This is a genomic window from Sphingomonas sp. DC1600-2 (assembly GCF_049897605.1).
Taxonomy (GTDB): domain Bacteria; phylum Pseudomonadota; class Alphaproteobacteria; order Sphingomonadales; family Sphingomonadaceae; genus Sphingomonas.
Window position 1 is genome coordinate 18,272 of sequence record NZ_JAFCWO010000008.1, and the last position, 24,275, is coordinate 42,546.

The 24,275-nt window shown below is 68.1% G+C and carries 27 protein-coding genes and 1 riboswitch; of the genes, 4 read left to right on the forward strand and 23 right to left on the reverse strand.

Features of this window, described 5'->3' with window-relative positions; all coding sequences use genetic code 11:
• Positions 1-4 precede the first annotated feature (4 nt).
• The 19 genes from ACP7BL_RS14045 to ACP7BL_RS14135 form a co-directional block, all read right to left on the reverse strand.
• A complete protein-coding gene (locus ACP7BL_RS14045; protein WP_137903306.1) occupies positions 5-2,179 on the reverse strand; it encodes a phage tail protein in 2,175 nt (724 codons plus the stop codon).
• 3 nt (positions 2,180-2,182) lie between these two features.
• Positions 2,183-2,581, reverse strand: coding sequence for a peptidoglycan endopeptidase (locus ACP7BL_RS14050; protein WP_126846132.1), 399 nt, complete (start codon positions 2,579-2,581; stop codon positions 2,183-2,185).
• Entirely contained in the window at positions 2,578-3,390 is an 813-nt protein-coding gene (locus ACP7BL_RS14055; protein ID WP_126846130.1) for a DUF2163 domain-containing protein, read from the reverse strand. The genes ACP7BL_RS14050 and ACP7BL_RS14055 overlap by 4 nt, the downstream gene beginning before the upstream one ends.
• Positions 3,387-5,690, reverse strand: a complete 2,304-nt coding sequence (locus tag ACP7BL_RS14060; RefSeq protein WP_426258614.1) for a DUF2460 domain-containing protein — start codon at positions 5,688-5,690, stop codon at positions 3,387-3,389. The genes ACP7BL_RS14055 and ACP7BL_RS14060 overlap by 4 nt, the downstream gene beginning before the upstream one ends.
• Before the next feature lie 163 nt (positions 5,691-5,853).
• Entirely contained in the window at positions 5,854-6,417 is a 564-nt protein-coding gene (locus ACP7BL_RS14065) for a tail tape measure protein (protein ID WP_426258615.1), read from the reverse strand.
• Complete coding sequence (locus ACP7BL_RS14070; protein ID WP_137903310.1) at positions 6,410-6,610, reverse strand: phage tail assembly chaperone; 201 nt, start codon at positions 6,608-6,610, stop codon at positions 6,410-6,412. The genes ACP7BL_RS14065 and ACP7BL_RS14070 overlap by 8 nt, the downstream gene beginning before the upstream one ends.
• Positions 6,610-6,921 (reverse strand): gene transfer agent family protein, encoded by a 312-nt coding sequence (locus ACP7BL_RS14075; RefSeq protein WP_010406305.1) that lies wholly within the window; start codon positions 6,919-6,921, stop codon positions 6,610-6,612. The genes ACP7BL_RS14070 and ACP7BL_RS14075 overlap by 1 nt, the downstream gene beginning before the upstream one ends.
• Entirely contained in the window at positions 6,918-7,325 is a 408-nt protein-coding gene (locus ACP7BL_RS14080) for a phage major tail protein, TP901-1 family (protein ID WP_209515896.1), read from the reverse strand. The genes ACP7BL_RS14075 and ACP7BL_RS14080 overlap by 4 nt, the downstream gene beginning before the upstream one ends.
• Positions 7,326-7,633: 308 nt before the next feature.
• Positions 7,634-8,017, reverse strand: coding sequence for a tail completion protein gp17 (gene gp17, locus ACP7BL_RS14085; protein WP_426258616.1), 384 nt, complete (start codon positions 8,015-8,017; stop codon positions 7,634-7,636).
• Entirely contained in the window at positions 8,017-8,211 is a 195-nt protein-coding gene (locus tag ACP7BL_RS14090) for a hypothetical protein (RefSeq protein WP_426258617.1), read from the reverse strand. Before ACP7BL_RS14090 ends, gp17 begins: the two co-directional genes overlap by 1 nt.
• A complete protein-coding gene (locus ACP7BL_RS14095; RefSeq protein ID WP_426258618.1) occupies positions 8,205-8,765 on the reverse strand; it encodes a head-tail connector protein in 561 nt (186 codons plus the stop codon). Before ACP7BL_RS14095 ends, ACP7BL_RS14090 begins: the two co-directional genes overlap by 7 nt.
• A 108-nt stretch (positions 8,766-8,873) precedes the next feature.
• On the reverse strand, positions 8,874-9,926 hold the full coding sequence (locus tag ACP7BL_RS14100) for a phage major capsid protein (RefSeq protein ID WP_426258619.1): 1,053 nt from the start codon (positions 9,924-9,926) through the stop codon (positions 8,874-8,876).
• Between the two features lie 97 nt (positions 9,927-10,023).
• Positions 10,024-10,407, reverse strand: coding sequence for an HK97 family phage prohead protease (locus tag ACP7BL_RS14105; RefSeq protein ID WP_426258670.1), 384 nt, complete (start codon positions 10,405-10,407; stop codon positions 10,024-10,026).
• Positions 10,408-10,526: 119 nt separating this feature from the next.
• Positions 10,527-10,832: a DUF6127 family protein gene (locus ACP7BL_RS14110; protein WP_426258620.1), complete on the reverse strand. Its 306-nt coding sequence runs from the start codon at positions 10,830-10,832 to the stop codon at positions 10,527-10,529.
• Complete coding sequence (locus tag ACP7BL_RS14115; RefSeq protein WP_426258621.1) at positions 10,829-11,953, reverse strand: phage portal protein; 1,125 nt, start codon at positions 11,951-11,953, stop codon at positions 10,829-10,831. The genes ACP7BL_RS14110 and ACP7BL_RS14115 overlap by 4 nt, the downstream gene beginning before the upstream one ends.
• A 184-nt stretch (positions 11,954-12,137) precedes the next feature.
• Complete coding sequence (locus ACP7BL_RS14120) at positions 12,138-12,812, reverse strand: spermidine synthase (RefSeq protein WP_426258622.1); 675 nt, start codon at positions 12,810-12,812, stop codon at positions 12,138-12,140.
• Between the two features lie 79 nt (positions 12,813-12,891).
• Positions 12,892-14,229, reverse strand: coding sequence for a DNA-packaging protein (locus tag ACP7BL_RS14125; protein ID WP_426258623.1), 1,338 nt, complete (start codon positions 14,227-14,229; stop codon positions 12,892-12,894).
• Positions 14,226-14,750 (reverse strand): hypothetical protein, encoded by a 525-nt coding sequence (locus ACP7BL_RS14130; protein WP_426258624.1) that lies wholly within the window; start codon positions 14,748-14,750, stop codon positions 14,226-14,228. The genes ACP7BL_RS14125 and ACP7BL_RS14130 overlap by 4 nt, the downstream gene beginning before the upstream one ends.
• A 166-nt stretch (positions 14,751-14,916) precedes the next feature.
• Positions 14,917-16,785, reverse strand: coding sequence for a methyl-accepting chemotaxis protein (locus ACP7BL_RS14135; RefSeq protein WP_426258625.1), 1,869 nt, complete (start codon positions 16,783-16,785; stop codon positions 14,917-14,919).
• Between the two features lie 177 nt (positions 16,786-16,962).
• Between ACP7BL_RS14135 and ACP7BL_RS14140 the strand changes: the two genes are divergently transcribed.
• Positions 16,963-18,162, forward strand: coding sequence for a carbohydrate porin (locus ACP7BL_RS14140; RefSeq protein ID WP_426258626.1), 1,200 nt, complete (start codon positions 16,963-16,965; stop codon positions 18,160-18,162).
• 34 nt (positions 18,163-18,196) lie between these two features.
• On the opposite strand, the gene ACP7BL_RS14145 is transcribed toward ACP7BL_RS14140, so the two are convergent.
• The 4 genes from ACP7BL_RS14145 to ACP7BL_RS14160 form a co-directional block, all read right to left on the reverse strand.
• The gene (locus ACP7BL_RS14145) at positions 18,197-18,727 is read right to left on the reverse strand and encodes a glycine zipper 2TM domain-containing protein (RefSeq protein ID WP_126846097.1); all 531 of its coding nucleotides are present in this window, start codon (positions 18,725-18,727) and stop codon (positions 18,197-18,199) included.
• A 69-nt stretch (positions 18,728-18,796) separates the two neighbouring features.
• The gene (gene dapF, locus ACP7BL_RS14150; protein WP_426258627.1) at positions 18,797-19,741 is read right to left on the reverse strand and encodes a diaminopimelate epimerase; all 945 of its coding nucleotides are present in this window, start codon (positions 19,739-19,741) and stop codon (positions 18,797-18,799) included.
• Positions 19,742-19,778: 37 nt separating this feature from the next.
• Complete coding sequence (locus ACP7BL_RS14155; protein WP_426258628.1) at positions 19,779-20,858, reverse strand: DUF2855 family protein; 1,080 nt, start codon at positions 20,856-20,858, stop codon at positions 19,779-19,781.
• A gap of 22 nt (positions 20,859-20,880) precedes the next feature.
• Entirely contained in the window at positions 20,881-21,354 is a 474-nt protein-coding gene (locus tag ACP7BL_RS14160; RefSeq protein ID WP_033966151.1) for a DUF6456 domain-containing protein, read from the reverse strand.
• Positions 21,355-21,446: 92 nt separating this feature from the next.
• Between ACP7BL_RS14160 and ACP7BL_RS14165 the strand changes: the two genes are divergently transcribed.
• The 3 genes from ACP7BL_RS14165 (at position 21,447) to ACP7BL_RS14175 (ending at position 23,955) form a co-directional block, all read left to right on the forward strand.
• The gene (locus ACP7BL_RS14165; RefSeq protein WP_426258629.1) at positions 21,447-22,010 is read left to right on the forward strand and encodes a helix-turn-helix domain-containing protein; all 564 of its coding nucleotides are present in this window, start codon (positions 21,447-21,449) and stop codon (positions 22,008-22,010) included.
• Positions 22,007-22,774, forward strand: coding sequence for a glutaminyl-peptide cyclotransferase (locus ACP7BL_RS14170; protein WP_033966153.1), 768 nt, complete (start codon positions 22,007-22,009; stop codon positions 22,772-22,774). Before ACP7BL_RS14165 ends, ACP7BL_RS14170 begins: the two co-directional genes overlap by 4 nt.
• A gap of 122 nt (positions 22,775-22,896) precedes the next feature.
• Positions 22,897-23,955 carry a HoxN/HupN/NixA family nickel/cobalt transporter gene (locus ACP7BL_RS14175; protein ID WP_052192457.1) on the forward strand — a complete coding sequence of 353 codons (1,059 nt, stop codon included), beginning with the start codon at positions 22,897-22,899 and terminating at the stop codon, positions 23,953-23,955.
• A 74-nt stretch (positions 23,956-24,029) separates the two neighbouring features.
• Positions 24,030-24,258, forward strand: a riboswitch (cobalamin riboswitch).
• The last annotated feature ends 17 nt before the right edge of the window (positions 24,259-24,275 follow it).

Below are 24,275 nucleotides of genomic sequence, written 5' to 3' on the forward strand. Positions count from 1 at the left end.
TTTCTTAGCCCGCCCAAGCGGGGATCATGCCGTGAAGGGGGTAGGATTGGCCATGTGCGCCAACCTGGGTGACCGCGATCGACAGGCCGACAATGCGATCGACGTGCCGAATCACCAAGGTCGGCTCCGTGGTTTCGACCGTGGCCCCCCGTCCGTCGGGATAGAGGAGCGCAATTTGATAGACCTCGCGCTCTTCTGCCAGCGGCGCATCGACGCCGTCGACCCAGCGCAGGCCCGCCCTGCTGCGCCGCACCCACTGCACCGTGACATCCCCATTCCCCACTTCGGACCACGTCAGATGCGTTGGCGAAAGCGGCAAGATCGAGGTTCCTGCAAGCGTGAGCGCGACTTCTACCGGCCCCTCCACGTCCCCGGGTCCAGACGCCATGATGCGCAGGTCTCCTCCCTGCGCGGTCCCAGGCAGGTCGAGCGTTGCGCTTGCGTCCGGCTCGACCAGCACGAAGCGATCGCCCGCGCGCTGCGTGCCGATCGCACTCTCGGTCGCGCGCCGCCCGCGGAGCAGCACCGCCAGTCGCCACCGTGTCGCGGTAAGCTGCGTGGCTTCGCCGAATTGCAACAGCTCGTTCCCCACCAGGGCTGTATTCAGCCCAGCATCGAGCGCCCCAGCATCGGCTCCAACCAGTGTCATGCCTGCATGGATGAGTTCGACCTCAATCACATTTGCGTGATCGACGATCGCAGCGCCCGCCGCCCCAGGTGGCGTCACGACCTGCCCAAGAATCCCCGGCACATTCGTAGCACCGGCCGCCATCCACCGCGCACCTCCGTCGGTGCTGTAAAGCAAGGTCGCCCTGCGCCAGCCCGGCTGGGTTCCCGCTGCGATTATCGTCACGCGCGGAACCGAGAGGACCGCGTCCTCCGGCGGCGCTTCGAACGCGGCCAGCACCGTCGTGCCCGTCGCGACGTCGGGCGCGTGCAGCACCCGCCCCGCACTCGCCGAAACGGCCAGGGTTCCCGTGGCGAGTCGCACGCATTCCAGCGACAGCACCATATGTTCCAGCGCCCACCCCGTGACTCGCCAGACCCCCGCCACCCCCGCAATCGTCACACACGCCCCGGGTGCCACCGCTAACGCGTCCCAGCCGAGCGTTAGCGTGCGCCGCTCGCGGGCGGCCTCTGCCCGCGACAGCACAGCCTCGGCCATCGTCTTGGCGGTGTCTGCGGTGATCGCGGCCGGCATGTCGACACGTTCTTCGCGGACCCCGGCCCCCGGTCGCCGCGCCTGCTGTATCCCGGTCTGATAATCGCGCGCCGGGTCGTAATGCGCCAGGGTTACATGGTGCGGCACCGTCTCCAACGCCGCCATCGCTCGGCCGTGCTTGCCGCGCGCGGCCCCGGCGGCAACGACTTCGCCATCGGCGATGGCATGGTCGGCGGCAAGCCCCGCCCGCATCCGCAGGCCCATCGCCTCGGGCGCGAACCACGCGCCCCCCGCCACCGCCAGCGTCTCGACCACACTGCGGACGCTGTCGCCATAAGCCGCAAAGCCGGTGACCGCTTGCGTTGCCGCGGCTCCATCGATCATATCGTCCGTCAGCTCCTGGGCGATCCTGCCGACCGCCACGGGTACCGCGTCGCCAATCACCTCGAAGGTCAGCGAGGGGATACGATTGCCATAATCGGCCAGTTCGAAATGCTCGAACACCGCATAGGCAAGCCCACGATGCGCAGGCGTCAGCCCCGCCCCTTCCGCAGATGCAATCAGCGGATCGACCGCTTGCCCTTCGTCGCCCAGATGCAGGCGAAAACCGGTCGCGCTCTTGAAATCCCCGCCCACGCCGCGCAGCAATTTGCCATCGGCCCAGATCCGCCCGACTCCCTGGATCGCCCGTCCCGACAACGCCACCGCGAACGACGCCGAATAACTGTAATTTGTCGTGCTCGGCTGTCCCTTGCCGCCGCCGCTGCTGGTTCTGCTCTCGATCAGATCGGTCGACCAGATCACGCAACCACCCACCCGCATCGTCCCGAAGACGCGTTGCAGCGGCGTGCCATAGCTCGATGTCTGCAGCTGCAGCTCGGTCAGTCGCGGCCCCTCCCGGGCCTTTGGCTTGAGCAGCACCTCGCGGTCAAAGACGTTGCCGATCACCGCGCCGATCGCGCTGCCGATCGGTCCGCCCACGATCCCGCCGACGGTCGAAAGAATCAGAGTCGCCATCGCTTACTTCTCCACCCGCCAGCATCCCAGCATTGGCCACGGCGGCGACCCCGGTCGCTCGACCACGCGCCGCAGCATCGCGTCGGCGTGGACGATCCCGCCCGGCACCAGCACCGCCAGATGAAATTGCCCCGGTCCGGTTTTGAACAGGGCAAGGTCACCCGGACCGGGCGCGTCGCTGGCGACAAGCCCCGCCGCCGAGAACGCCGCCGCGATTGCCGCCGCGCTCCCGCCACGCAGCGCATAGCCGCTAGGAATTTCGCCCCGGAAACCCGCCGCGCGCGCGGCCAACCCAGCCAGCCCGACACAATCGAGCCCGAACGCCGGGTCGCGCCCGTGCAAGCGGAAACGCGCGCCGATCGCACCGCGCGCCGCCGCAATGGCGCGTTCGGCCGCGCTCATGCGCCCGGATAACGGGTGAGCAGGTCGATCCCCGGCAGATACGGCTCGCCGCGAAAATTCACCGCATTGGTAAACCGGGCGGCGCACGTCGCCAGGCTCTTGTCGCACCCCTCGATCAACTCCACCAAATCGCCCGCCACCACCGGCAGCGCGGGTGCGCTCCGCAGCGTCACCGTCCACCCCGCAGATCGCGCGATCGCGCTCTCAAGCCCGCCATTCGCCCCGCCGATCCAGCGCAGCAGCCCCGCGCCATAGCCATTGTCGCTAGGCTCGACCGCATCCACCGTCACCACCTGCCCCGCCGCGCCCGTCACCCGCACTATCCGCCGCCGCCCCGCCATCGCCACGCGGCAGCGTTTGTCGCCCAGCTCGGCCCGGCATTCGGGCGAGGTCGCCTCGACCACGGGCCGCTCGAGCGCCGCACTCACCCCGCGCAATTCGGCGGTAAAGGCCCCGCGGTCGGTCTCAACCGCGCCGATCGTCCCTTCGCCCAGCGCCACTTGCGTCGCGCCGCTGCCGGTCCAGTCAACCGCGAACAACGCCACCCGCGCCCCATCCCAACGCCCCGCCAACAGATCACCTTCGGCAATCGCCGCGCTGGTCAGCGCACCGGTAATGTCCATCGTATCGGCCTCGAGTCCGGCGCTGCGCTTGATCGCCGACGGCGTCATTCCCGGCGCGGCGCGATGTGCCAGCCCGTTGATGACCAAATCGCGATCATGGTCAGTCAGCCCGATCGTCACCCCGTCGCGCCGCTCGATCCGCCAGCACAGGGCGATCGTGGTGAGCGTACCTTCGAGGAAGCTCATGCCAAATCCTCGCGCACTTCGATCAGCAGCACCGCCGTCGCCGCGCCTGCCAGGAAGGTTGCGCGGTTGACGCTCAACCGGTCCTCGGCGAACCGTACCGGCACATCGAACAGGAAACCCGCGGTCACCGCTACGCCCGTGGCCGGCGCACCATCGAGCTCGACATAGCCGCCCGCGACAACCGAGAAGGCCGCCGTCTCGACCCCGCCGACCCCGACGCGCACGCTCCCTCCAACGGGCCGCGTGATCCGCCGCACCGCGTCGCCATAGCGCTTGACCAACGCGAAGCGCACCGTGACGCCATCGCCGGTCCCCAGCACCTGGTCGCGCGCGCCCGGCGTCGCCGTCCCCGAACTGGCATCGAACGGGTCGCGCAACCGGAACCCGCGCGCCGGCCCCATCCGCGCGCGAAAGAAGCCGAGCAAGGTCGCGATATCGGCTTCGGATCGCACCCCCGGCCCGACATCGTAGCGCGTCCGCGCCTCCGCCCAGCTTGCATTGCGCGCCTCATGCCCGCCCGCGCTGGTGACGATCGCGGTCGAGAATTCCGGGCTGACCTCAGCCTCGCACCCCAAAGCGAGCGGGAACAGCACATCGTCGAAAGCCTGCACCGCATCCTCCGCCTCTTGGAAATGAACGAACCCGTCGCGCAGCACTTGCGGCAGCGCCCAGACAAAGGCGGCGGCAACTCCGCGCGCCTGCGCCGCCAGCGCCGCCGCCTCGATCTCGCGCCACTGCGCCGTCTGATCGGGCCTGAGCACGAAGCCCGAGAAATAGTGCGTATCCGCGACCGCATAGCCCAGCCGCGCGGTGGCGGCGTCAACCGCACGCGCCGTCCCCGCGACATTGCCCGCCACCACGAAATCATAGTCCTCGAGCTGCAGCACGTCGAAGGCGGGTTGCGCCCAGCCGACCGGCACATTGGCGCGCTGCACCTCGGGTGCATCGCCCGCCAGCACCGTCGGCAGATAGACCAGCACATGCGTCTCGACCGTCGGCGCCACCGCACGTACCGCCGCAACCAAAGCTGCGGTCGAAGCCGCCAGCAGCGCCCCCGCTGAATCGAGCAAGGCACGCTCGGCGGCGGTGGTCACGGCCTGGACGCGCGCAATCTCGACCGTGCCAGCCCCGAAATGCTGCCGCGCCGCCGCGTCATACAAACACGGACGGCCATCGGGCGTGATCCACCACCACGGCTCGCCCACCTGGAATTTGGGCGCGAGACCCGCCGCCAGCGCGATCTCGATCATCGCCACCGCGACCGCGCGCAAATAGCCCATCGCCCCGTCATGCGCGGGCGACAACAAGGTCGAGGGCGGCGCCCATCCGGTCAGCGCCGGGCTGCCATCCCAGGCCCGTTGCTTCCAATCGCCCCAGCAATGCGCGTCGAACAGTTCGTAGCTGAGCGACCAGATCACGTCATAGCCGAGCGCCTTCGCCCGCTCGGCAAAGTCGCGCTGCCACGCCGCCGCCGCCACATTCAGCGCGCCCCCCGCAAGGCTCGCATAAAAGCCGCCCGAATTGGCTTCGAGCCGCAGATAATGGCTCATCCCCAGATAATGGACGATGCTTCCGCGATAACCGAGCAACAGCGCGTTGCGCAGCAAACGCGCGGGCGTCAGGTTGTAACTGTCGTCATAGCCGCTCGCGATCTGCAAACGGTGCTCGGGCACCACCACATCGCCAATCGCCAGCACCGCCCCCGGCCCGTCGCACACGATCTGCGTCAGCTCGACCCACGCCTCGACCGGGGCCGCCAGCGGCGCATTCCCGCCATCGAAACCCGGCGGCACCAGCGACACGAACATCCGGTCGACATCGCCCGCCCACACCGGATCGGCCTCATCGGGCAGCACGAACCCGCCCGCCACGCTCGCAAAGTCGAGCGACACCGTCGCATCCTCGGGCAACCCCGTCGCATAATTCCACAACCGCACATACCAGGCGCGCGCTGCGCCTGCGGCGTCGCGCCCCTCGATCGTCAGCACCGGGCCATTGACCGCATCGAGCGGCAAAACCCCCGCCGAGCGCCAGCGAAACCCGAGCCGACACCCGCGAAAATCGCGCGCCGTCTCATAGCGCAGCAACGGATGATCGAAGCGGTCCTCCGCCTCCCAGATCAGCCCGGCCAGATCCCCAGACGTATAGAAGACGGCATCAACGCGCAGCGCATCTGCCGCGCTGGTCGTCACCCCCGCCATCATCGGCCGCGGAAAATTGACCGTCCAGAACCGCGGATCAAACCGCGACACCACGCCCTCGACCTGAACCGTGCGCTCGCTCGCCAACCAATATGCCATCTTCTTCCTCTCCCCTTCAGGGGAGCATCAGGTCGGTCATCCCCCCGGGATGACCTGAACCGTGCGGGGCACGGTTCACCTGATGCTGGCCGGGGAGAGGGGCAGTCAAAAGAACCGCCGCTCCAATCCGCTCTCCCAACATCGCCACCGCCAATGCAGCCCCTCACTCCATCAAAGCCGCCCGCACCGCCCGCGCCACCTGCCGGCTCGACGCCGCCAGCGCTTGCGGCGCATCGTTCCCGCCCTGCACCGTGATCGCCACGCGCACATCGCGCGCGCCGCCACCGCCCGCCGAAACCACGCTCCCGCTGGTGGTCGGCACGAACAGCTCGGGGCCCCTCTCCCCAACCAGATAGGGCCGCGCGGGCGACACTGGCCCACCCGTCGCCCGTCCCGGCGCGCCGATCAGACTGCCGAGCGTCGCCAGCAACCCGCCAGCCCCCGAAGACCCGCTCGACCCACCGCCCAGAATCGCGCTCAACCCGCTGCGCAGCGCCGACGCCGTAATGTCCGACAGCACCGACAGCGCGACCTTGCGCAAATCCTCAAAGCTGAGGCTCCCGCTCCGGATCGCCTTGCCCAGGGCGCTCTCGATCGCGCGCCCGACGCGATCCACCCCGCTGGTCAGCGGCCCGTCCAGGCTCGCGCGCATCGCATCGACATCGCGCGCAAACCCTGCGGTATCGGCGCGCACGCCCACCACCAGCCGTTCGATTTCCTCATCCATCGGGAAAGGCCTCCTGCATCCGCGCGATCGTCGCGCCATCGGGCGGGGTGATCTCGCCATCACCGCCGCGCAGCACCGCCACCACCGCCGCCAATTCCGCCGGGGTCGCGCGCCAGAAGATGTCGGGCGCCCAGCCCAGCACCACGCCGGCAAAGCCCGCCAGCCGCGTCGCACCCTGCGCGAACCGCTCCATCACCGCCCCGCCAGAATCTGCCCGAGCAGCACGCGCAGCACCGGCGTCGCGCGCGACAGCCCGCCCAGCACCACCGCCTCGCCCAATTGCGCGCGCGTCAGCCCTGCGGGTGCATCGTGCAGGCAATGCCAGAACAGGCCGACCATCTCGCCCAGCGACAAGCCCCCCGCCGCCGCACGCTCAACCAAGGCGAAGAGCGGCCCCAATTCGCCCTCGGCCGCGACCAAAGCGGCAAAGCTCGGGCGCAGCACGACCGTCGCGCCGCCGACGCGCAGCGCCGCCTCGCCGCGCTCGGGATTGGCCGCGCTCACGCCGACACCACCGGCCCGGAACTCTCCAGGCTCAGCGTGTAGCTGCGCTCGCCATTATAATCCCCGGCATAGTCGAGCTTGGTCACCAGGAAGCGCCCCGACAGCGTCTCGCCGCTTTCGAAGCTCAGCCGGTAATCGTCGATCGTGCCGGCCAGCGCATTGCCCTTGATCCGCGTCTCGGCGGCGGAGCCGGTAAAGATCCCCGCCCCCGACACGCTGACCGAGCGCACCCCCGCCCCCGACAGCAATTCGCGCCACCCGCCCGAATCCTTGGAGGTGATCGCGACCATCTCGCCATTGACGCTCATCTGCGTCGTCCGCAGCCCCGCCACCGTCGCATAAACGAGCGGCGACGCCCCATTCCCCACCTTCAACAAAAAGGCACTACCCCGTTCCGCACCCATGATATTCTCCTCAAAAATCGCCCTCTCCCACCGGGAGAGGGAAGGGACCCGCTGCCAAAGGCAGTGGGAAGGGTGAGGGTCCAGAAAATTGTTCGCGCAGAGGCGCAGAGGACGCAGCGCAGGCCCGCCCAGCATAAATGCCGTGCGCCAATTACCAGGCGGAAGCGCGCCCCACGCGAAGCATCTCCGCGTCCTCCGCGCCTCTGCGCGAACCCATCCACGCTGCCACAAGCGCCACCGCCAAAGCCGGTCACCCTCACCCTTCCGCGGCTACGCCGCTCCCTCCCTCTCCCGTTGGGAGGGGGACGTCAGGCCGCCAGAACCCGCACGCGATATTCCACGCTGGCGTTCCACCGCCCGCCCGCCGCGCCACTCAACCGCGACCGCACCAGCACCACGCTCGCCACGCGCCACCCCGCCAGAGCGCGCGGCACCGCCTCGATCGCCGCGCCGACCGCCCCCGCCAGCGCCTGCGCGCGCGCCGGACTGTCGCCCGCATCGCGCACCGTCACGATCAGCCGCAGTTCGCGCCCGGCGCGATCCTTCACGCTCCAGTCACCGCTCAGCAGATCGCCCAATTCGGCAAACGGCACCGTCGCCTTGACCGGCGGCCCCAGATAAACGCCGTTCAACCCGGCGACCCCGCGCACCGCCGCCAGCACCGCAGCTTGCACCACGCTCTCCGCGCTCATCACAGCAGACTCCCGATCCAGCGCAGCCGCGCATCGTCGGGCGCGATCCGCCCGGTCAGCACCACCGCCTCGCCCTCCACCGTCACCGCCACGCCCGGCAGTTCGGCGCGCAGCGCCTCCGCAACACGCCCCCGCGCCCGCTCCGCCGCGTGTTCCGCCAGCACGCGCCCCTGCGCCTCCAGCGCGCTCAACATGCGTGCGCCGTCGGGCGCAGCGCGATCCGCCGGAACGGCCGCCACAAAGCGGTGATCGCGCTCGGCGGCGCGACGCTGGCATCGCGCTGCTCGAACAGATGCGCCGCCAGCAGCACCACGCCTTGCCGGATCGGCGCAGGCAACCCCGCCCACCCCTCAGCCAGGCCCGCGCGCGCCAGCACCACGACAGAGGTCACCCCCGCCGCGCCCACGATCCGCACCCAGCCTTCGCCTGCCGCGTCGATGTCGATCGCAAAGCCATCGCTCGGCAGCGCCACCCCCGCCACCGTCTCCACGCCCGTAATTGCCGAGACCGGAGCCACGCCAAGCGCCTGCCACGCCCCCCGCACCGCCACCGGCACGCGCAGCGCCCGCGCGATCAGCACCATCCCCAGAAACTGCTCGGCCAGCCCCAACGCCGTTTCGGCAAAGGCCGCGATCAGCGCATCCTCGTCCTCGCTCGCCACGCGCAGCATCGCCTTGACCGCCGCCACCGCCAGCGCACGGTCCTCCTCGCCGAGCGTCACCACGCCCGGCCCATCCGTCTCGATCATCGCAAATCCTCCAAGTCCCTCGCCCAGCGGAAGAGGGAAGGGGCCCGCTGCCGCAGGCAGTGGGAAGCGTGAGGACGCACACCGACCGCGCGCCCTCACCCCACGACGTCAGCTCGCCGCGAACTTCAGCAGCTTGATCGCCTCGGAATTGGACACGCAGCCGCCGACGCGCTTGGTCGCGTAGAAATTGACGAACGGCTTGTTGGTATAAGGATCGCGCAGGATCACCGTCTCGCGGCGCTCGGCGATGAGATAGCCCGCCTTGAAATTGCCGAACGCGATCGAGAGACTGTTGGCAGCGATATCGGGCATGTCCTCGGCCTCGATCACCGGATAGCCGAGCAAGGTCGCCGGCGTGCCCGCGGTCAGGCTCGGTGCCCACAGGAACGCGCCGTCACTGGTCTTGAACTTGCGGATCCGCGCCAGCGTGCTCGCATTCATCACGAACACCGCCCCCTGCCGATACGGCCCGCGCAGCGCCTGCACCAGATCGATCAGCCGGTCCTGCGGGTTGGCCGCGAAATCGCCCGCCGCACCGCTCGCCAGATATTGCAGCGTCCCGAAGGCGCGCGCCGCATCCGCCGTGCTCGCGGTCGGGGCCTGCAAAAAGCCCTTGGGCCGGTTGACGCCCGATCCGTTGACGTACGCCGCACCCTCGGCCTTGGCGAATTCCATCGCGATTTCGCTCGCCAGCCACGCCTCGACATCGAACGCCGCATCGTCGAGCATCGCCTGGCTCGCCGACGGATTGGCGTAGAGTTCCCCCATCGGCGGCGCGATTTCGGTGAACACCGGCGTCGCCGTCGTCCCGCGCGCATCGGTCTCCGCTGCCCAGCCCGAGGGCGTGCCCCCCGTCGTCACCAGCTTGCGATACCCGGCCAAGCCGACCGTCACCACATTCGCGACACTGCGGATCGGCGAAATCGAACTGAGCGTCGCATCGATCACCGCATCGATCTCGCGCGGCACGGCATAGCCCCCGGCATCGCCGCTCACGGCGGTAAACGCCTTCATCTCGACGCTCGCACCCGAGCGCAGGAAAGCGCCGAACCCGGCCTCGCTCGCCGCACCGCCCCCCGCCAGCAGCGGCCGCGCCACCACGCTTTGCACCGGCTGCGTCTCGAAGCTCGCCTCGAGCGCATCCATCGTTTCGTCACCCATGTCCGTCTCCTTGCTTGAAAGTCCCGCCCAAAGAAAAAGGGCGCCGCACGCGCGACGCCCCTTCAGGCCCTGTCCGAAAATGCAGCGCTCCCCCGCGTCACGGCCCGGCGGCCTGCTCCTCCACGCGGTGCACCCGCGCCAGCGGCTGCAGCGGCCGCGCGACCAGGCTGACCTCGACCAGATCGACCGTCGTCAACTCGCGCACGTTCCCCCGCACCGCCCCCCGCGCGCGGAAACCGATCGACAGCCCGCGCAAAGCACCCCCGCGCACCAGCCGCGCGACGCGCGCATCGTCGATCCGCCCGATCACACGCAGCCCGCGCGCATCGGTGGCGATCCGCTCGATCGTGCCGACCGCTTGCCCGCGATGCTGCCACAGCAGCGGCACCGCCGCGGGCGCATCGCCGAACGCCCCCACGCGGATCACGTCGCCGCCATGGTCCACCGCATCGAACACCGCCGCATAGCCGGCGAAGCGCAGGCTCCCCTCCCTGGAAGGGAGGGGCTGGGGGTGGGTCGGTCCGAGGAGAGGATCGACGCCGCCACGGGCCGACCCACCCCCGCCCCCTCCCTTCCAGGGAGGGGAGGAGCGCGCTCCACTCACTTCACCCAATCCCAAAAGCCGAATTTGGCGGCGAGCCCGGTCAGCAGCAGCGCGCCCGCAATGCGCACCACCCAGCCCAGCACCGCCTTCCACACCGATCGTTTGGCATCGCGCCACGCGCCGAGCAGCTCGCGCAATTCGGCCATGTCCTTGGCCGCCGCCGCATCATCCAGCCCCAGCCGCGCCATCGCGCGCGAGGCCGCCAGTTCGCCCGCTTCCTCGACGATCGCACGCAGCGTCGCCAGATCCGCGCCTTCACCCGCGCCTTGCGCCAACAATTGCGCCAAGACCGCGCTGCTCATGATCCGCCCTCCCCGATTCCGACCATCGCGCGCTTTTCCTCGCGGCTCAGGAAATCGGCGGCGCTCACCTGCCCCCACAGCCGCTCGCGGTCCTCCGCCAGCGCGGTCACCCGGTCGAGATCGACACTCAGCGTCACCCCCGGCAGCCAGGCGCGCAGCCCCTGCGCCAGCCCGTCCAAAATCGTCCCGGCCAGCGGCAAAATCGTCGATCGCCACAAAGCCCGGCTGGCTTCCTTATAATTGGCATAGGTCGCGTCGCCCGGCAGGCCGAGCAGCATCGGCGGCACGCCAAAAGCGGTCGCAATCTCGCGCGCGGCGGTCGCCTTCATGCCCGCAAAGTCCATGTCGGCGGGGGAGAGGCTCAGCGCCTGCCATTTGAGCCCGCCTTCCAGCAGCATCGGCCGCCCGGCATTGCGGCTCCCGGCAAAGCTCGCCTCCATTTCCGCGCGCAGCCGCGCAAATTGCTCGCGCGACAGCGGCGCGCCGTCGCCAGGGTCGTAAATCAACGCGCCCGAGGGCCGCGCGGCATTGTCGAGCAGCCCTGCATTCCACGCCGCGGTGGCATTGTGCAGCGCGATCGCGCTCGCCGCCCCGCTCAGGCAGCCCAGGCCATAATGGTCGTCGAGCGGGTGAAACAGCTTGATCTGCACGATCTCGGGTCGCGGCGCCTCCGCCCCCAGCCGCACGCTGCGCTCGCCGACCGTATAGCGATAGGCGACGGGCCAGCCCGCCGCATCGGGCTCCACCGTCACCCGCTCGGGGCGCAGCGCGAACAGCTCGACCAGCTCCCCCGCCGCATCGGTCAGCAATTGGACATAGGCATTGCCGTGCAGCAGCAAATGCGCCGCCACCGTCGCCCCCAGCGCTTGCCCGCCCGAGCGCGCCTGCACCAGCCGCACCGCCGCGGCATCGCCGCTCAGCGGCGCATCGCCCACCGCATCGGTCACCAGCCGCACCGCACGCTGCGCAATCGCGTTGCGCAGATACAGCGCGCGCACCTGTTCCGCATAACTTTGCGGCAGCGCGCCGAAAGGCGCCCCTTCCGCAAAGCGCGCACGCCGAAACTCCAGCGCCGGACGCGACTCCTCGCGCCCGGCTGCCTTCCAGCCGAACCATTTCATGCTGTTTTCCTTCTCGTAGAGAAAAGACGGGCAGACGTCGCGCTCTGGGAGAACCCCAAGCATCCGTCACCCCGGGCTCGTCCCGGGGTCCACCCCGATCCTTATCCTGCGGCCGCAGAACCCGCGGCACGGTGGACCCCGGGACACGCCCGGGGTGACGAGAGGCTCGCGCGTCTCTTGCCCGTTACCCCGCCAGCGTCGCGAACCAGATCACATGGCGCGGCCCCTTGCCGTTCTGCCGCGCCTTCACCGCCACTTCGTCGACGACAAAGCCCGCGCTCTTCAACCGCGTGACGAAGCGCGCATCCGGTGCCGCCGACCACACCGCCAGCACGCCGCCCGGCCGCAACGCCGCGCGCGCCACCGCCAGCCCGCGCGGCGCATAAAGCCGGTTGTTCTCGGCGCGCACCAGCCCGTCCGGCCCGTTATCGACATCGAGCAGGATCGCGTCATAACCACCCGGTGCCACAGCGATCGCCTCGGCGACATCGGCCTCGACCACGCGCACGCGCGGATCGTCGAGGCACCCTTTCGCCACCGCCGCCATTGGCCCGCGCGCCCAGGCGAGGATTTCGGGCACCAGTTCGGCCACCGTCACCTCGGCCTTGGGGCCGACCACGCCCAGCACCGCGCGCAACGTAAAGCCCATGCCGTACCCGCCGATCAGCACGCGCGGTGCCGCCACTCCCGCGATCCGCGCACACGCCATCGTGCCCAGCGCCTCTTCCGAGCCGTTCATCCGCGTGCTCATCAATTCGTTGCGATCGACCACGATCATGAAATCGTCGCCGCGCCGGTACAGCGTCATTTCATCGCCGCCGGGAATGCGCGCACTGTCGATCCTTTCGCGGGGCACCATGACGTTCGTCCTTCCTGTCGTAGGGGACGGCGTTAGCGCGCACGACGAACGGACGCCATGCCGGTGAAACCGTCCTACCTTACAACCCCCGCACCCGCCCGCCGCCGCGCCGTTTGAGCAGCAGCTCGCCCAGCGCCCAGACCAAGGCGTCGGCGCGGTCAGGGGAGCGGCTCGGCCCTTGATAGCCGCCACCCACCACCAACCCGCATAACTCCCGCTCCAGCTCGGGCATCACCCCGATATGCGAGACAGCCCCGCGCTCGTACAGCAACGCCACCGGCTCGGCGCGCGCGACCTTGCCGTCGCTGGCATGGACCAGCTTCAGCGGCAGGCTCGCATCGGCGGCGAGCAGCACGCTCTGCACCATCCGCCCGCCCTGATTCTTCTCGGCGATGACACGGTCCGCGCGGTGGCGCGCGGCGCACCCCGCCACCGCCTGCGCCCAGCCTTCGGGGGATAAGCCCGTGACGCTTGCATCCTCCAGCACATAACCGCGCCCGTCACGCCCGAGCCCGGCCGCGACGATCCCGCACGCATCGCCGCCGCGCCCGGATTCGGTCCCGGCCGGGGGATCGACCGCGACCACCGTGCGCACCAACGCCGGGGCAGACACCACCCGCGCCGCATCGAACTGAGCGTTTGTCCACAAAGCCCCTTCGACATCGGCGAGCAGCTCGCCCGCAATCTCCTGCCGCCCCAGCCGCGTGCCGCCGTAGGCCCGCTCGATTGCCGCCAGAAAGCTCTCGGGTAGGAACACGTTCTTGTGGGAGCTCCCACCGCTTTGCGCCAAGCCCTCCAGCGCCATGATCCGGCGCAGCAACGGAGTCGGGCGCGGCGTTGTCGTCACCACCACTTGCGGGGCGTCGCCCATCCGCATCCCCAGCATCAGATTGTCCCAGGTCGCATCGCCATTGCGCCATTTGGCGAGTTCGTCGCACCAGGCGGCGGCATGTTCAGGCCCACGCAGTTTCTCGGGCGCGCTCGCCGAAAAGATCGTCGCGCGGGCCTTGGAGGCAAACTCCACTTCGGTGCCGCGCGATCGATAGTCGACCGATTCGCCCGGCCGCGCCACCGCGATCAGCCCGCTTTCGCCCTCGATCATCACGCGCCGCACATCCTCGATCGTCGCGCCGACCAGCGCGATCCGCGTGCCCGGCGTTGCGCGCGCGATCTCGCTCACCCATTCCGCACCCGCCCGCGTCTTGCCGAAACCGCGCCCGGCGCGGATCAGCCACACCCGCCACGGGCCGGCGGGCGGCTCCTGCCCTTCCTGCGTCCAGCGCTCCCAGCTCCAATTGAGTTCGGCCCGCTGCGCGGCGGTCAGGTCGCGCAGCACTGTTTCGCGCACGCCCGCGGGCAAGCGCGCCAGCTCCAGCACCAGCGCCCGCGCTTGCTCGCCGGAATATCGCTCGCTCATTTCGACCCCATCCGCCGTGCGAGCTGATCGAGCTTGCGCCGCAGCGCCGCGTCGGTTTCAGCCGGGGACGCCATTTTCACCCCGCGCCCGAGCGTAACCTTTCCCTCGGCGGCAGCGCGTTGCCGATTGAGCAAGCCGACCGCGAAGTGCAGATCGCTGGCCGAAATGGTGCGCTCGGCAAGCGCCGTGATCGGGCTTTGCGCCACCGCCTCGGGATCGGCGGCGGCGGGATCGGGCATCTCACCGACAACGCGCGCCAGCGCATAATCGAGCAACGCCTCCTCCAGCCGTTGATAGCCGGTGGCGATCGCCGCCTCCCACGCCGCCGCGAAGGCCGCATCGCGCATCCGCGCGCGATAGCAGCTCGACTGAGCCACGCCCGCCGCCCGCACCGCCGAGGTGACGTTGCACGTCGCCGCCAGCGTATCGAGAAAGCGCTTGCGCTTGGCCTTGTCGAACCCGCCCGAGCGCAACCGGCGGACTTGCAGTACGCGATTGTTCCCTGCCGTAATCCCGTCCATTCGGCCCTCCGCACAGCAAAACGGGCCGAAAGGCGTTGCCGCCCCGGCCCGTTGGCCGACCCCGAGGGGCCGACTCGCAATTCTTCATCGTTCTCTTTATGTACCAAAACAGCGCCGCGATGTCAAGCCGTTTTGTGCCTATTTGGTTATCGCGGAGCGTGCCGCCTCAAAACGTCGCCCAATCGTCACCTGCGCCGCTCTTGGTCACTATCGCCGCGACCGGCAAGGTGCGCGATCGACCGGCTGGCGCTTTGCGCGCCGCCTTTGCATAGCTCCGCATCTGCGGCGGTGACCCCGCGTCCCCGATCGTGAACTGCGCAGCCTGATTCGCCAGCGAGGCGACTTCGGAGGTCAAATTGCGCGCGGCCGCCGAGGTTTCTTCGACCATCGCTGCATTCTGTTGTGTTGCCTGGTCCATCGTCCCAATCGCCGCACTGATTTCCGAGATCATGGTCGACTGCGCCGTGTTGTCGCTTGCCATCTCGCCCAAGAGCATATGAACCTCGCCGACATCCCCGGAAATCGTCGAGAGCGCGCCGTCGACCCTGTGGACGCGCTCGACCGCGGCGACGATGTCGGTCTGCGTTGCGGTCAACTGGTCGCGCGCACGCCCTGCTTCCTGCTCTGCCCGAATGGCCAGCGCCGAAACGAGATCCGCCACCACCGCAAAGCCGCGCCCGGCCTCGCCCGCCCGCCCCGCCTCGACGGCCGCGTTCATGGCGAGCACGCGCGTCTGAAACGCGATCTTGTCGAGCCCCTCGATCACGCTGTCGATGCCCTTGGCGCTTTCGCTCACTCGGTTCATCGCCTGCACCGCCTCATCGGCGATGCCGCGCCCGCCGGCGACGGTGGCGATCGCTCCGTCTGCGCGCTGCACGGTGCGCGCGGCGGCGGCGGCGGTTGCTTTTAGCCGTTGTTCGATCTGCGCGATCGCCGCCGTGGTCTGCTCCAGGCTGGCGGCATTGCCTTCGGTGCGCCGGGCGAGATCCTCGCTCGCCTGTGCGATTTCGCCCGATCCGGTGCTGATCGCCGACGCGCTCTGCGTCACCGCCGCGATCAGCGCGTTCAATCCGCTGACCGCGCTGTTGAAATTGTCCTTTAACGCGGTGAACGGTGCCTGCAGGTTAGCGGTCACCGCAACGGTCAGATCCCCTTCGGCAAGCGAAGTCAGGCCGGATCCCAGACTATCGACGATCAATTGCGCCTGCGCCTGCTTCGAGGCTTCGGCAGCTTGCAACTGGTCGCGAAACGCCAGCATCGCCTGCGCCATATCGCCCAGTTCGTCAGCGCGATCCGCCCCGACCACCGCGACGCCCAGATTGCCCGCGCCGAGTTCGCGCATCGTGTCGGCAAGGCCCGCAATCGGGCGGATAACATGGCGGATAGCCGCCATTACGAGCGCCGAGGTCCCGGCGATGCCCAGCAGGACAATCAGGATCAACGCGACCATTGCCACGATCCCTACGATCTTGCCGGAATCGGACGCTTGCTTGGCATTTGCCGTAATCGCGTCCGACGCCTTCCCCATCGAAACCTCAAGAGTGCGGAACTGATCGAAAAATCCCGGAAGATCCGCCCGGGCCCCCGTCGGATCGGTCTTGATCCGAGCGATGATCTGCGTCGCGGAGGTCGCATAAGCCTCCATCGGCGCGACCAATTTGGTCGTGACGGCCGCAACGTCGGCGGAGCCGGTGTAACTGCCGTCGGCGGCGATCCCGTCGCGCAGCGCTTTCAGATGTTCGTCAAAGTCCTTCACGACATCGTCCATCTTGATGCCGCTATGGGGCGTGGTCGATTCGAACGCGGCGAGGACGTCGCTGCGGATCGCGTCGTGCATCATGTCAGCCAGTTCATGATTGGCAAGCAGCGCACCCGCCTCGTTTTGCCGCTCCAACGCGGCCGACTGTAACCAGGCGGCGGCAATCCCGCTGCCACCGCTCACCACCATCAGACTGAGCAGCGCGACCCCCGCGATCCGGATCGCGCGAGCGAGCGACATCTTGGCCAGGCCGCCGCTAAAATTATTGGATGTCATTTTGGCCAACCCCTTCAAATGGACTCGATGATCAACGTCCGTGGAAGCGAAGCATTGCGTCACCGAACATGTCGCCCGGTCGCTCGCGAGTAGTTCGCGTCCCCCACAAGTCCCCTCAGCCATCCTATAATAGACTATATTTTGAAAACGGGCGTGGGCTCGTCTGGGAAATGATCGATGCGCTGGCTCTCTGCTTCCGTTGTTGCTCTGACGATACTCTGCGGTCGCCCGGCCTTTGCGCAATCGGACGCGCCTGACCGCGCCGCCGCTGCCCCCGAACCGCGTCCGATCACCTTTGACGGCCGCTATGTCATCGATCTTATCGGCGTCGCGGCCGGCGGCGAGGCGCGCCAGACCGACATTCTGGACAATCTCGAACTTACCGCCGACGCGGATCTCTCGCGTCTGGTCGGATGGCGCGGCGCGAAGGCCCGGGTACATCTGCTGAGCAATCACGGCCGCGCCATCAACGATGCTGCTGGCACACTGCAGGGGATCGACAATATCGAAGTGCCTGATGGCCGGATCAAACTCTACGAAGCGTGGATCGAGCAGGCCTTCGCCGGAGGCCGCGCCGCGCTGTTGGTCGGGCTGGCCGATCTCAACGCCGATTTCTACCAGAATGACGGGGCGGCGATCCTGATGGCTCCCGCCTTTGGCGTGGGGTCGGAACTGGCCGCGACTGGCCCCAATGGTCCGTCGATCTTTCCCTCGACCGCGTTGATGGCCCGGCTGAATGTTACGATCGGTACGTCAGGCTATGCGCGCGCTGCCGTGGTCAACGCGCGCGCGGGCGTGCTCGGCGATCAATATGGCGTTGACCTGACCATGCATGACGGCGCGCTGCTCATCGCCGAGGCGGGAACCACGCGCGGCGGAAAACTGGCGGTCGGGCTATGGCGCTACACCCGGCGGCAGGACGACATTCGCATGATCGATGTCGATGGCAACCCGGTACACCGCGCTGCAATGGGGGCCTATCTGCTGGTCGATCAGCATATCGCGGGCGGGGATGCGCACGCGCTGTCCTTGTTCCTGCGCGCCGGGCTTTCGGAGGGGAAGACCACACCGTTCCGCGGCGGGTTTCAGATCGGGGCCCATATCCGGGGTGTCGTTCCCGGCCGCCCCGAAGGCCGTTTGTCGTTCGGCCTCGCCCACGGGCTGCTGTCGAGCGGCTATCGGGCCAATGTGGCCGATACCGGCGAACGCGCCGCATCGGCCGAAAACGGGATCGAGATCACCTATCAGGATCGTCTGGCACCGTTCCTGACGATTCAGCCCGATCTGCAATATATCCGGCGCGCCTGCACCGAGGGCGGCGATCGGGATACGCTGGTGCTGGGCTTGCGGATGATCGCGACCTTCGGTCGCCATTGATCCTGCAGCAGCCCGGCACCAGCAGCCGGTTACGTTAGCGGCAGCGCAACTGCGTATTGTTCTGGTCGACCGTCTTGCCGACCACGCCGCCGGCAATCGCGCCAAGCAGCGTGCCGACGCCGCGCGAATGCCCGCCCGCGATCAGGTTGCCGAGCACACCGCCGCCAACCGCGCCGGCGATCAAGCCGGTCGTGCCGTCGTTGCGCTTGCAATAGAGCTGCCCGTCGCTGCCGCGGTAGACGCGGTCGTCGGAACTCAGCACGCGCTCCTGATAACGCGGATCGTCTCGATAATAACGTGCGGGGTCATAACCGCCTTCGTCGCGGTCATCGCCACGCGGATCGTAATATGGCCGCGGCGGCGGGGCATAGCCGCGCGCGCGGGCACGCTGGTAGCGGTCGAATTCCTGGCGGAACACCGCAAGCTCGTTATCGAAGCGCTGCTGCGCTTGCTGGAAGCGCTGGTCGTCGGCTGGGCTCTGCGCCAGCGCCGGGGCCGCAGTCGCCACGCACGACCCAGCGATCAGTGCCGCCAGCATCGGCGCACTACGAAAAAAACGGCTCATCGGGGGAACTCCTTGGATGTTACGGCGCGACAACGATGCACCGCGACTTTGGTTGCGACAAGGAACCGCCTAGGCGATGGCCGCGATCACGCCACGCCATGCCGCAACCTCGTCATCGCTACGGTGCGTCACCGTGACCGGGCCCGCTGTCCGTGTCGCCAGATCGACATCGACCGATCCTGCCCATTCGAAGGTCGCATTGCCGGACAACCGCACCATACCATCGGCACTCGCCTCGGCGCGAACGAGTCCGCCACGATTGAACACCGTGATGTTGCGACCGAATGCACACTTTCCGGTCAGGCACGCGGCATAGGTCGACGCCGCCATCGCGCTGCCGCAACTGTCGGTCAGCCCCACCCCGCGTTCGAACGTGCGCACGAACAGCGCATCCTCGCCGCGTAGCTCGACAAAGGAGACGTTCGCGCGGTTGGGCAGCCAGGCGGGTGCCGCTTCGCACCGCTCGCCCAGCGCGACCAGTTCGGCCTCGTCGACCGAATCGACGAAGCTCACCAGATGCGGATTGGGGATCGCCACCGCAGTAAAGACGCGTGCGCTGCCAAGCGCTGGGATCGGCGCATCGACAATCCGCTCCGCGCCCACCGTCATCGGCCACTGCGTCACGTCGAGATTGACCGGCCCGGCCACTTCGCGGATCGTCGCCACGCCCGGTGCGAGGTCAGGATCGCGCCACACCTCGACCGTCGATGTCTGCAACCGCATCGCCGCGCGCTCGATGCCGAGCGCCTCGAACCCAAGACGCGCCACGCAGCGCACGCCGTTCAAACACGTCTCGGCTTCGCTGCCGTCGGAATTGAACATGCGAAAGCCCATCGCGTGGAGCGCATCCCCCGCCGTCAACAGCAACAGCCCGTCGCCGCCGACGCTGCCGTTCCGATCCGCCAGCGCCACCGCGATCCGTGCCCAGCTGGCGTCGTCCAGCGTCAGCGCGCGCGCGTCCACCAGGGGAAAGTCATTCCCCGAACCATGACATTTGATGAAATCGATGTGCATGTCTGTGGTCTTAGCGGGGCGGCCCGCGCGACGATAGCTACAGCCGCACGACGAACCCGGTATCCGGCGCGGCCTGCCCCGCCACCTGCGTGCGCCAGATGCGTTGCAACGCCTCGATGCCCTGGCCATGCTCGACGTGTACCAGCCCCGCCGCGACGGCGACAAAGCCAGTCCATTGCGCCGCGACGGCTGCATTGAACCCTTCCTGCCCGATCTCGCCAATCAGCGCGGTCGCGGCATTGGGTGCAAAGAACCATACCGGCTTCGGGTCCGGCAGCAGCGCGGTTTCACCACCTGCGTCATGATGCGTCACGCCCACGCGCAGGCATTGCGCCACCCGGTCCGGCAGCGCAGCGTAGGCTGCCTGCAACAGCGCCGCATTTCCGGCAAAATCGATGAGGACAGCCTCGCCGAGGCTCCCCAGACCATCGATCGCGTCATAAGCCAGCACCGCATCGTACAGCCCGGTCTTTTCGACAAAGCCGACATGCGCGGCGCTGGTCAAACCGATCCGGCGGATTTGCGGGCTGCCTTCGCGCAGCACATAGGCCGTGCCCAGCGCGGTCTTGCTCGACGCACTGGTCAGCACGACGGTGTCGGTGCCGTACCAGCCCGCGCGGCGCAGTGTGTCCTCGATCAGGAAGCTGGTCAGGAACAAGGGCTCGAACAGCATCCGCAAATCCTCCCGCGCCGCATCGTGCGCCGGGTCAGCCTGGAGCCGCCGATACTGGTTGTAGACCGCGCTCATCGGCTGGCGATGCGCCGCCATGTCGCGAAACAGCCCGGCCGAAATCTTGCCCGGCTGCACGATCAGATGCGACGCCATCGGCAGGAAGCCATAAACCCGCTCGCCCACCGCAATGTCCGCGACGCGCGACGCGACCACGCGGGCATAGCCCCAGGCCGGCACGATCCCCCAGCCTTCGGGCGCGGGGAAGAAATTCCAATATCCGATCTGCGCGCCGACCACGCCATAGGTCACGGTGTTGGCGGTCACCGCGAACGCCTCGATCTGCAGCAGGATTTCACCCTCGCCCGGCTCGGGGGCCAGCGTCTCGTTGACCGCCACCTGCGTCAGCGCATCGCGCCGCACCATCATTTCGCGCTTGATCGGCATCCTCTTCCCCCAACGATCCACCTCATCGCAACCCATAATGATCGCCCAGGCGATCAAGCGCCAGTGTCAGTACGATTCGCCCGGCCCGCTGCGGCCACCCGAGTGCGCGCTCGGCGATGGGCAGCCCTTCGCCCGCACACACCACGCGCCACGCGACGTCGCGCAAGCCGCCACCAAGCCCGGCCATCGCCGCATCGAAGCGCCGTTTTGCAGCTATCTGCGCCAGTGTCGGATCGAGCCCGCTAGCGCCGCCATCCACCCGTGCCGCCCACTGCATCGTCACCCGCGGGGCGAGCGCCGCCATTTCATAGTCCGCGCGCAAGCGCTCCCCCGCCTCGAACTGCCGCGCATCGATCTTGCCATGCGCCCGCAGCCAGCTGAGCGGCGATTCGCCGACATGCACACTGACGCTGCGCCGAGGCCGATGCGTGCGCGGTGTCGCCGCGCCGCGCACCACACCGCATTCCTCGATCGCTCGCTCCACCAGTTCCCGCATCGCCGTTTCCTCTCACATCGCTTCCGCGAAAAGCGTTGCCATGAGGCCACGGATGTAGGACAGCAAAAAACCAATTTGGTTAGAAGGCTGGCATGATCACCGCTATCCGCGAAGTCCGGCGCGCCAAGGGCATGACGCTCGACGATGTCGCGCGCGCGTGTATACCGCCAACCACCGCGCAGACGATCGGTCGCCTGGAAACCGGCACGCGCACCGTCTCGGTCGGTTGGCTGAACCGGATCGCCGCAGCATTGGGGGTGCGCGCAGCCGATCTGGTCACCTTGCCCGACCGCGCCGACATCGCCGTGGCCGCGATCCTCGATACCAGTGGAGCGCACGCCCCCAAGCGCCCGGCGACCGTCATCCCGCCAGCCCCCGCGCCGGAGCATGTCGCGGTGTCGGTCCAGGCCGGCGTGGGGGACTATCGTGCTGGCGACACCATCTGGTGCGTGCGTATTCCACCGACGGATTTCGCCCAGGCGCTCAACCGCGATGTGCTTGTCCCGCGCCCGGCGGGTCGTTTCCTGTTCGCACGCCTGATCGGGCGCGAGGACGGGAAGCTGCACCTTCTCCCGCTCGGCCCCGGTGCCCGCCAGCAAGTCGTTACCGATCCGCCGTGGATCGCCACCGCCGTTACATTGGTTCGCGCTTTATGATCCGCACCCTGCTCTTCGCCGCGCTCCTCGCCGTGCAAGGCGCGGCTCCGCCACCGGCACCCCCGCCGCCCGTCACCACGGCGCAGATCCTCAACCGCTACCCGCATGACACCAGCGCCTTTACCGAAGGTCTGCTGATCGACCACGGCGTGCTGTACGAAAGCACCGGGCGGGAGGGACAATCGGACATTCGTCGCGTCGACTTGGCAAGCGGCCGCGTCCTGGCACGGACGAAATTGCCGCCGAGCCTGTTTGGTGAAGGCATCGTTGCATGGAAACAGCAACTGTTCAGCGTCACCTGGCATGGCGGCCAAGGGTTTCGCTGGTCGCTCCCGGGTCTCAAGCGCTCCGGCGGATTCCGCTATAGCGGCGAAGGCTGGGCGATGACCGATGACGGGCACGCGCTGATCCTGTCGGACGGCACGCCGGTGTTGCGCTTTCTCGATCCGACCACTCAGAAGGTCGTCCGGCGCGTGACGGTGACGATCAACGGCCGCTTGCTCGACCAGATTAACGAGCTCGAATATGTCGATGGCGAGCTGCTCGCCAATATCTGGATGACGCACTATATCGCGCGGATCGATCCGGTCAGCGGCAAGGTGCTCGGCTTCATCGACCTGTCCCCGCTCCTCGCGCAGGTGCAACTGACCGACCCCGATTCGGTTGCCAACGGCATCGCGTATGATCGCGCGGCGCGGAAGCTCTACGTCACGGGCAAGAACTGGCCTGCGCTGTTCGAGATCGCGCGACCCAAGGGGGCGTGATCCGGCTCTTCGCGATTTTGGGCAGGCTCTTGCCATGCAACAGGAAATGACGGTAGCGGCGGCGCGCGTCTGAAGGGCGACCGCGCGTCGGGACCCAAGCGGTTGAGAAGGGTCTGTTGGTTATGACGCACGCACCGTCGGCTTCGTCCCCGCCCCGCCAGGATGGTCTGCGCCGCCGCATCGGCTGGTTGTTTACGATCTTGATCCTGGCGAATATCGGCGCGTGGATTTGGGCGTTCACGCTGTTTCACGAACGCCCGCTGATGCTGGGCACCGCCCTGCTCGCCTGGGGTCTGGGGCTGCGCCACGCGGTCGATGCCGATCATATCGCCGCCATCGACAACGTCACCCGCAAGCTGATGCAGGATGGCCAGCGCCCGGTCAGCACGGGCTTCTGGTTTGCGATCGGCCATTCCGGGATCATCGCAATCGCGTCGGTGGCCGTCGCGCTGACGGCGAGCGCACTCGCCGGCATGGCGGTGCTCAAGCAGATTGGCGGCACCGTCGCCACCATCGTGTCGGCGGGGTTCCTGTTCGCCATCGCGGCGACCAATCTCATCATCCTGCGCGCGGTGTGGAAGACCTTTGCCCATGTCCGCGCGGGCGGTGCCTATGTCGATGAGGATATCGACTTGCTGCTGGCCGGGCGCGGCATCTTGGCGCGGGTGTTTCGACCGATGTTCCGCTTAGTCAACCGACCGTGGCACATGGCCCCGCTCGGTTTCCTGTTCGGGCTGGGCTTCGACACGGCGACCGAGGTCGCGATCCTTGGCCTGTCCGGACAGCAGGCCGCCGATGGCACCGCGATCGGCACCATCCTCGTGCTACCGCTGCTCTTTGCCGTGGGCATGGCGCTGATCGATACCGCTGACGGGGTCGTCATGTTGGGGGCGTATGAATGGGCCTTCGTCAAACCGATCCGTAAGCTCTATTACAACATCACCATCACGCTGATGTCGGCAGTCGTCGCGATCGTGATCGGCGGCATCGAGGCGCTGGCGCTGATCGGCGGAAAGCTGGGGTTGGCGGGCTGGCCGTGGGAGACGGCGGCACGGCTGGGCGAGCAATTCAACACGCTCGGGTTTGCCATCATCGGCCTGTTCGTGCTGTGCTGGATCGTCAGCTTCGGCATCTATCGCTGGAAACGCTTCGACGAGATCGAGGTCCGCCTGCCCGGCTGAACCCGGCCAACATGCCGCATTGGCATTGCCTGCGAACTCGGTTAAGCGGTGCTCGAATTCTCCGGAGAAATCCGGGGGTTCATGATCGCACCGGTGCCCCGCGAGGGGCTTGAATGGGAATGTGGTGCGGGAGCGTGCTCCCAAATCCACAGCTGTCCCTGCAACTGTAAGCGGATAGTGCGATGCGCAAGTCTCCCCTTTGCGGGAGCAGCCACTGGAACGCCACGCAAGTGGGGATCTGGGAAGGTGCGTATCAAACGGTGACCCGTGAGCCAGGAGACCTGCCAGTGCACCGGTCGCTCTTGCCCAGATCCAGGGGA

Bases quoted from the DNA above. Each gene is read 5' to 3' on its own strand.
- ACP7BL_RS14140 (WP_426258626.1), top strand. From the start codon at position 16,963: ATGCGCTGGCTCTCTGCTTCCGTTGTTGCTCTGACGATACTCTGCGGT.
- ACP7BL_RS14045 (WP_137903306.1), bottom strand. From the start codon at position 2,179: ATGGCGACTCTGATTCTTTCGACCGTCGGCGGGATCGTGGGCGGACCG.
- ACP7BL_RS14110 (WP_426258620.1), bottom strand. From the start codon at position 10,832: ATGAGCAGCGCGGTCTTGGCGCAATTGTTGGCGCAAGGCGCGGGTGAA.
- gp17 (WP_426258616.1), bottom strand. From the start codon at position 8,017: ATGAGCGCGGAGAGCGTGGTGCAAGCTGCGGTGCTGGCGGCGGTGCGC.
- ACP7BL_RS14145 (WP_126846097.1), bottom strand. From the start codon at position 18,727: ATGAGCCGTTTTTTTCGTAGTGCGCCGATGCTGGCGGCACTGATCGCT.
- ACP7BL_RS14165 (WP_426258629.1), top strand. From the start codon at position 21,447: ATGATCACCGCTATCCGCGAAGTCCGGCGCGCCAAGGGCATGACGCTC.
- ACP7BL_RS14115 (WP_426258621.1), bottom strand. From the start codon at position 11,953: ATGAAATGGTTCGGCTGGAAGGCAGCCGGGCGCGAGGAGTCGCGTCCG.
- ACP7BL_RS14100 (WP_426258619.1), bottom strand. From the start codon at position 9,926: ATGGGTGACGAAACGATGGATGCGCTCGAGGCGAGCTTCGAGACGCAG.
- ACP7BL_RS14055 (WP_126846130.1), bottom strand. From the start codon at position 3,390: ATGAGCTTCCTCGAAGGTACGCTCACCACGATCGCCCTGTGCTGGCGG.
- dapF (WP_426258627.1), bottom strand. From the start codon at position 19,741: ATGCACATCGATTTCATCAAATGTCATGGTTCGGGGAATGACTTTCCC.
- ACP7BL_RS14160 (WP_033966151.1), bottom strand. From the start codon at position 21,354: ATGCGGGAACTGGTGGAGCGAGCGATCGAGGAATGCGGTGTGGTGCGC.
- ACP7BL_RS14090 (WP_426258617.1), bottom strand. From the start codon at position 8,211: ATGTTGAGCGCGCTGGAGGCGCAGGGGCGCGTGCTGGCGGAACACGCG.
- ACP7BL_RS14135 (WP_426258625.1), bottom strand. From the start codon at position 16,785: ATGACATCCAATAATTTTAGCGGCGGCCTGGCCAAGATGTCGCTCGCT.
- ACP7BL_RS14125 (WP_426258623.1), bottom strand. From the start codon at position 14,229: ATGAGCGAGCGATATTCCGGCGAGCAAGCGCGGGCGCTGGTGCTGGAG.
- ACP7BL_RS14065 (WP_426258615.1), bottom strand. From the start codon at position 6,417: ATGGATGAGGAAATCGAACGGCTGGTGGTGGGCGTGCGCGCCGATACC.
- ACP7BL_RS14175 (WP_052192457.1), top strand. From the start codon at position 22,897: ATGACGCACGCACCGTCGGCTTCGTCCCCGCCCCGCCAGGATGGTCTG.
- ACP7BL_RS14130 (WP_426258624.1), bottom strand. From the start codon at position 14,750: ATGGACGGGATTACGGCAGGGAACAATCGCGTACTGCAAGTCCGCCGG.
- ACP7BL_RS14080 (WP_209515896.1), bottom strand. From the start codon at position 7,325: ATGGGTGCGGAACGGGGTAGTGCCTTTTTGTTGAAGGTGGGGAATGGG.
- ACP7BL_RS14120 (WP_426258622.1), bottom strand. From the start codon at position 12,812: ATGGTGCCCCGCGAAAGGATCGACAGTGCGCGCATTCCCGGCGGCGAT.
- ACP7BL_RS14050 (WP_126846132.1), bottom strand. From the start codon at position 2,581: ATGAGCGCGGCCGAACGCGCCATTGCGGCGGCGCGCGGTGCGATCGGC.
- ACP7BL_RS14155 (WP_426258628.1), bottom strand. From the start codon at position 20,858: ATGCCGATCAAGCGCGAAATGATGGTGCGGCGCGATGCGCTGACGCAG.
- ACP7BL_RS14060 (WP_426258614.1), bottom strand. From the start codon at position 5,690: ATGGCATATTGGTTGGCGAGCGAGCGCACGGTTCAGGTCGAGGGCGTG.
- ACP7BL_RS14095 (WP_426258618.1), bottom strand. From the start codon at position 8,765: ATGATCGAGACGGATGGGCCGGGCGTGGTGACGCTCGGCGAGGAGGAC.
- ACP7BL_RS14070 (WP_137903310.1), bottom strand. From the start codon at position 6,610: ATGGAGCGGTTCGCGCAGGGTGCGACGCGGCTGGCGGGCTTTGCCGGC.
- ACP7BL_RS14170 (WP_033966153.1), top strand. From the start codon at position 22,007: ATGATCCGCACCCTGCTCTTCGCCGCGCTCCTCGCCGTGCAAGGCGCG.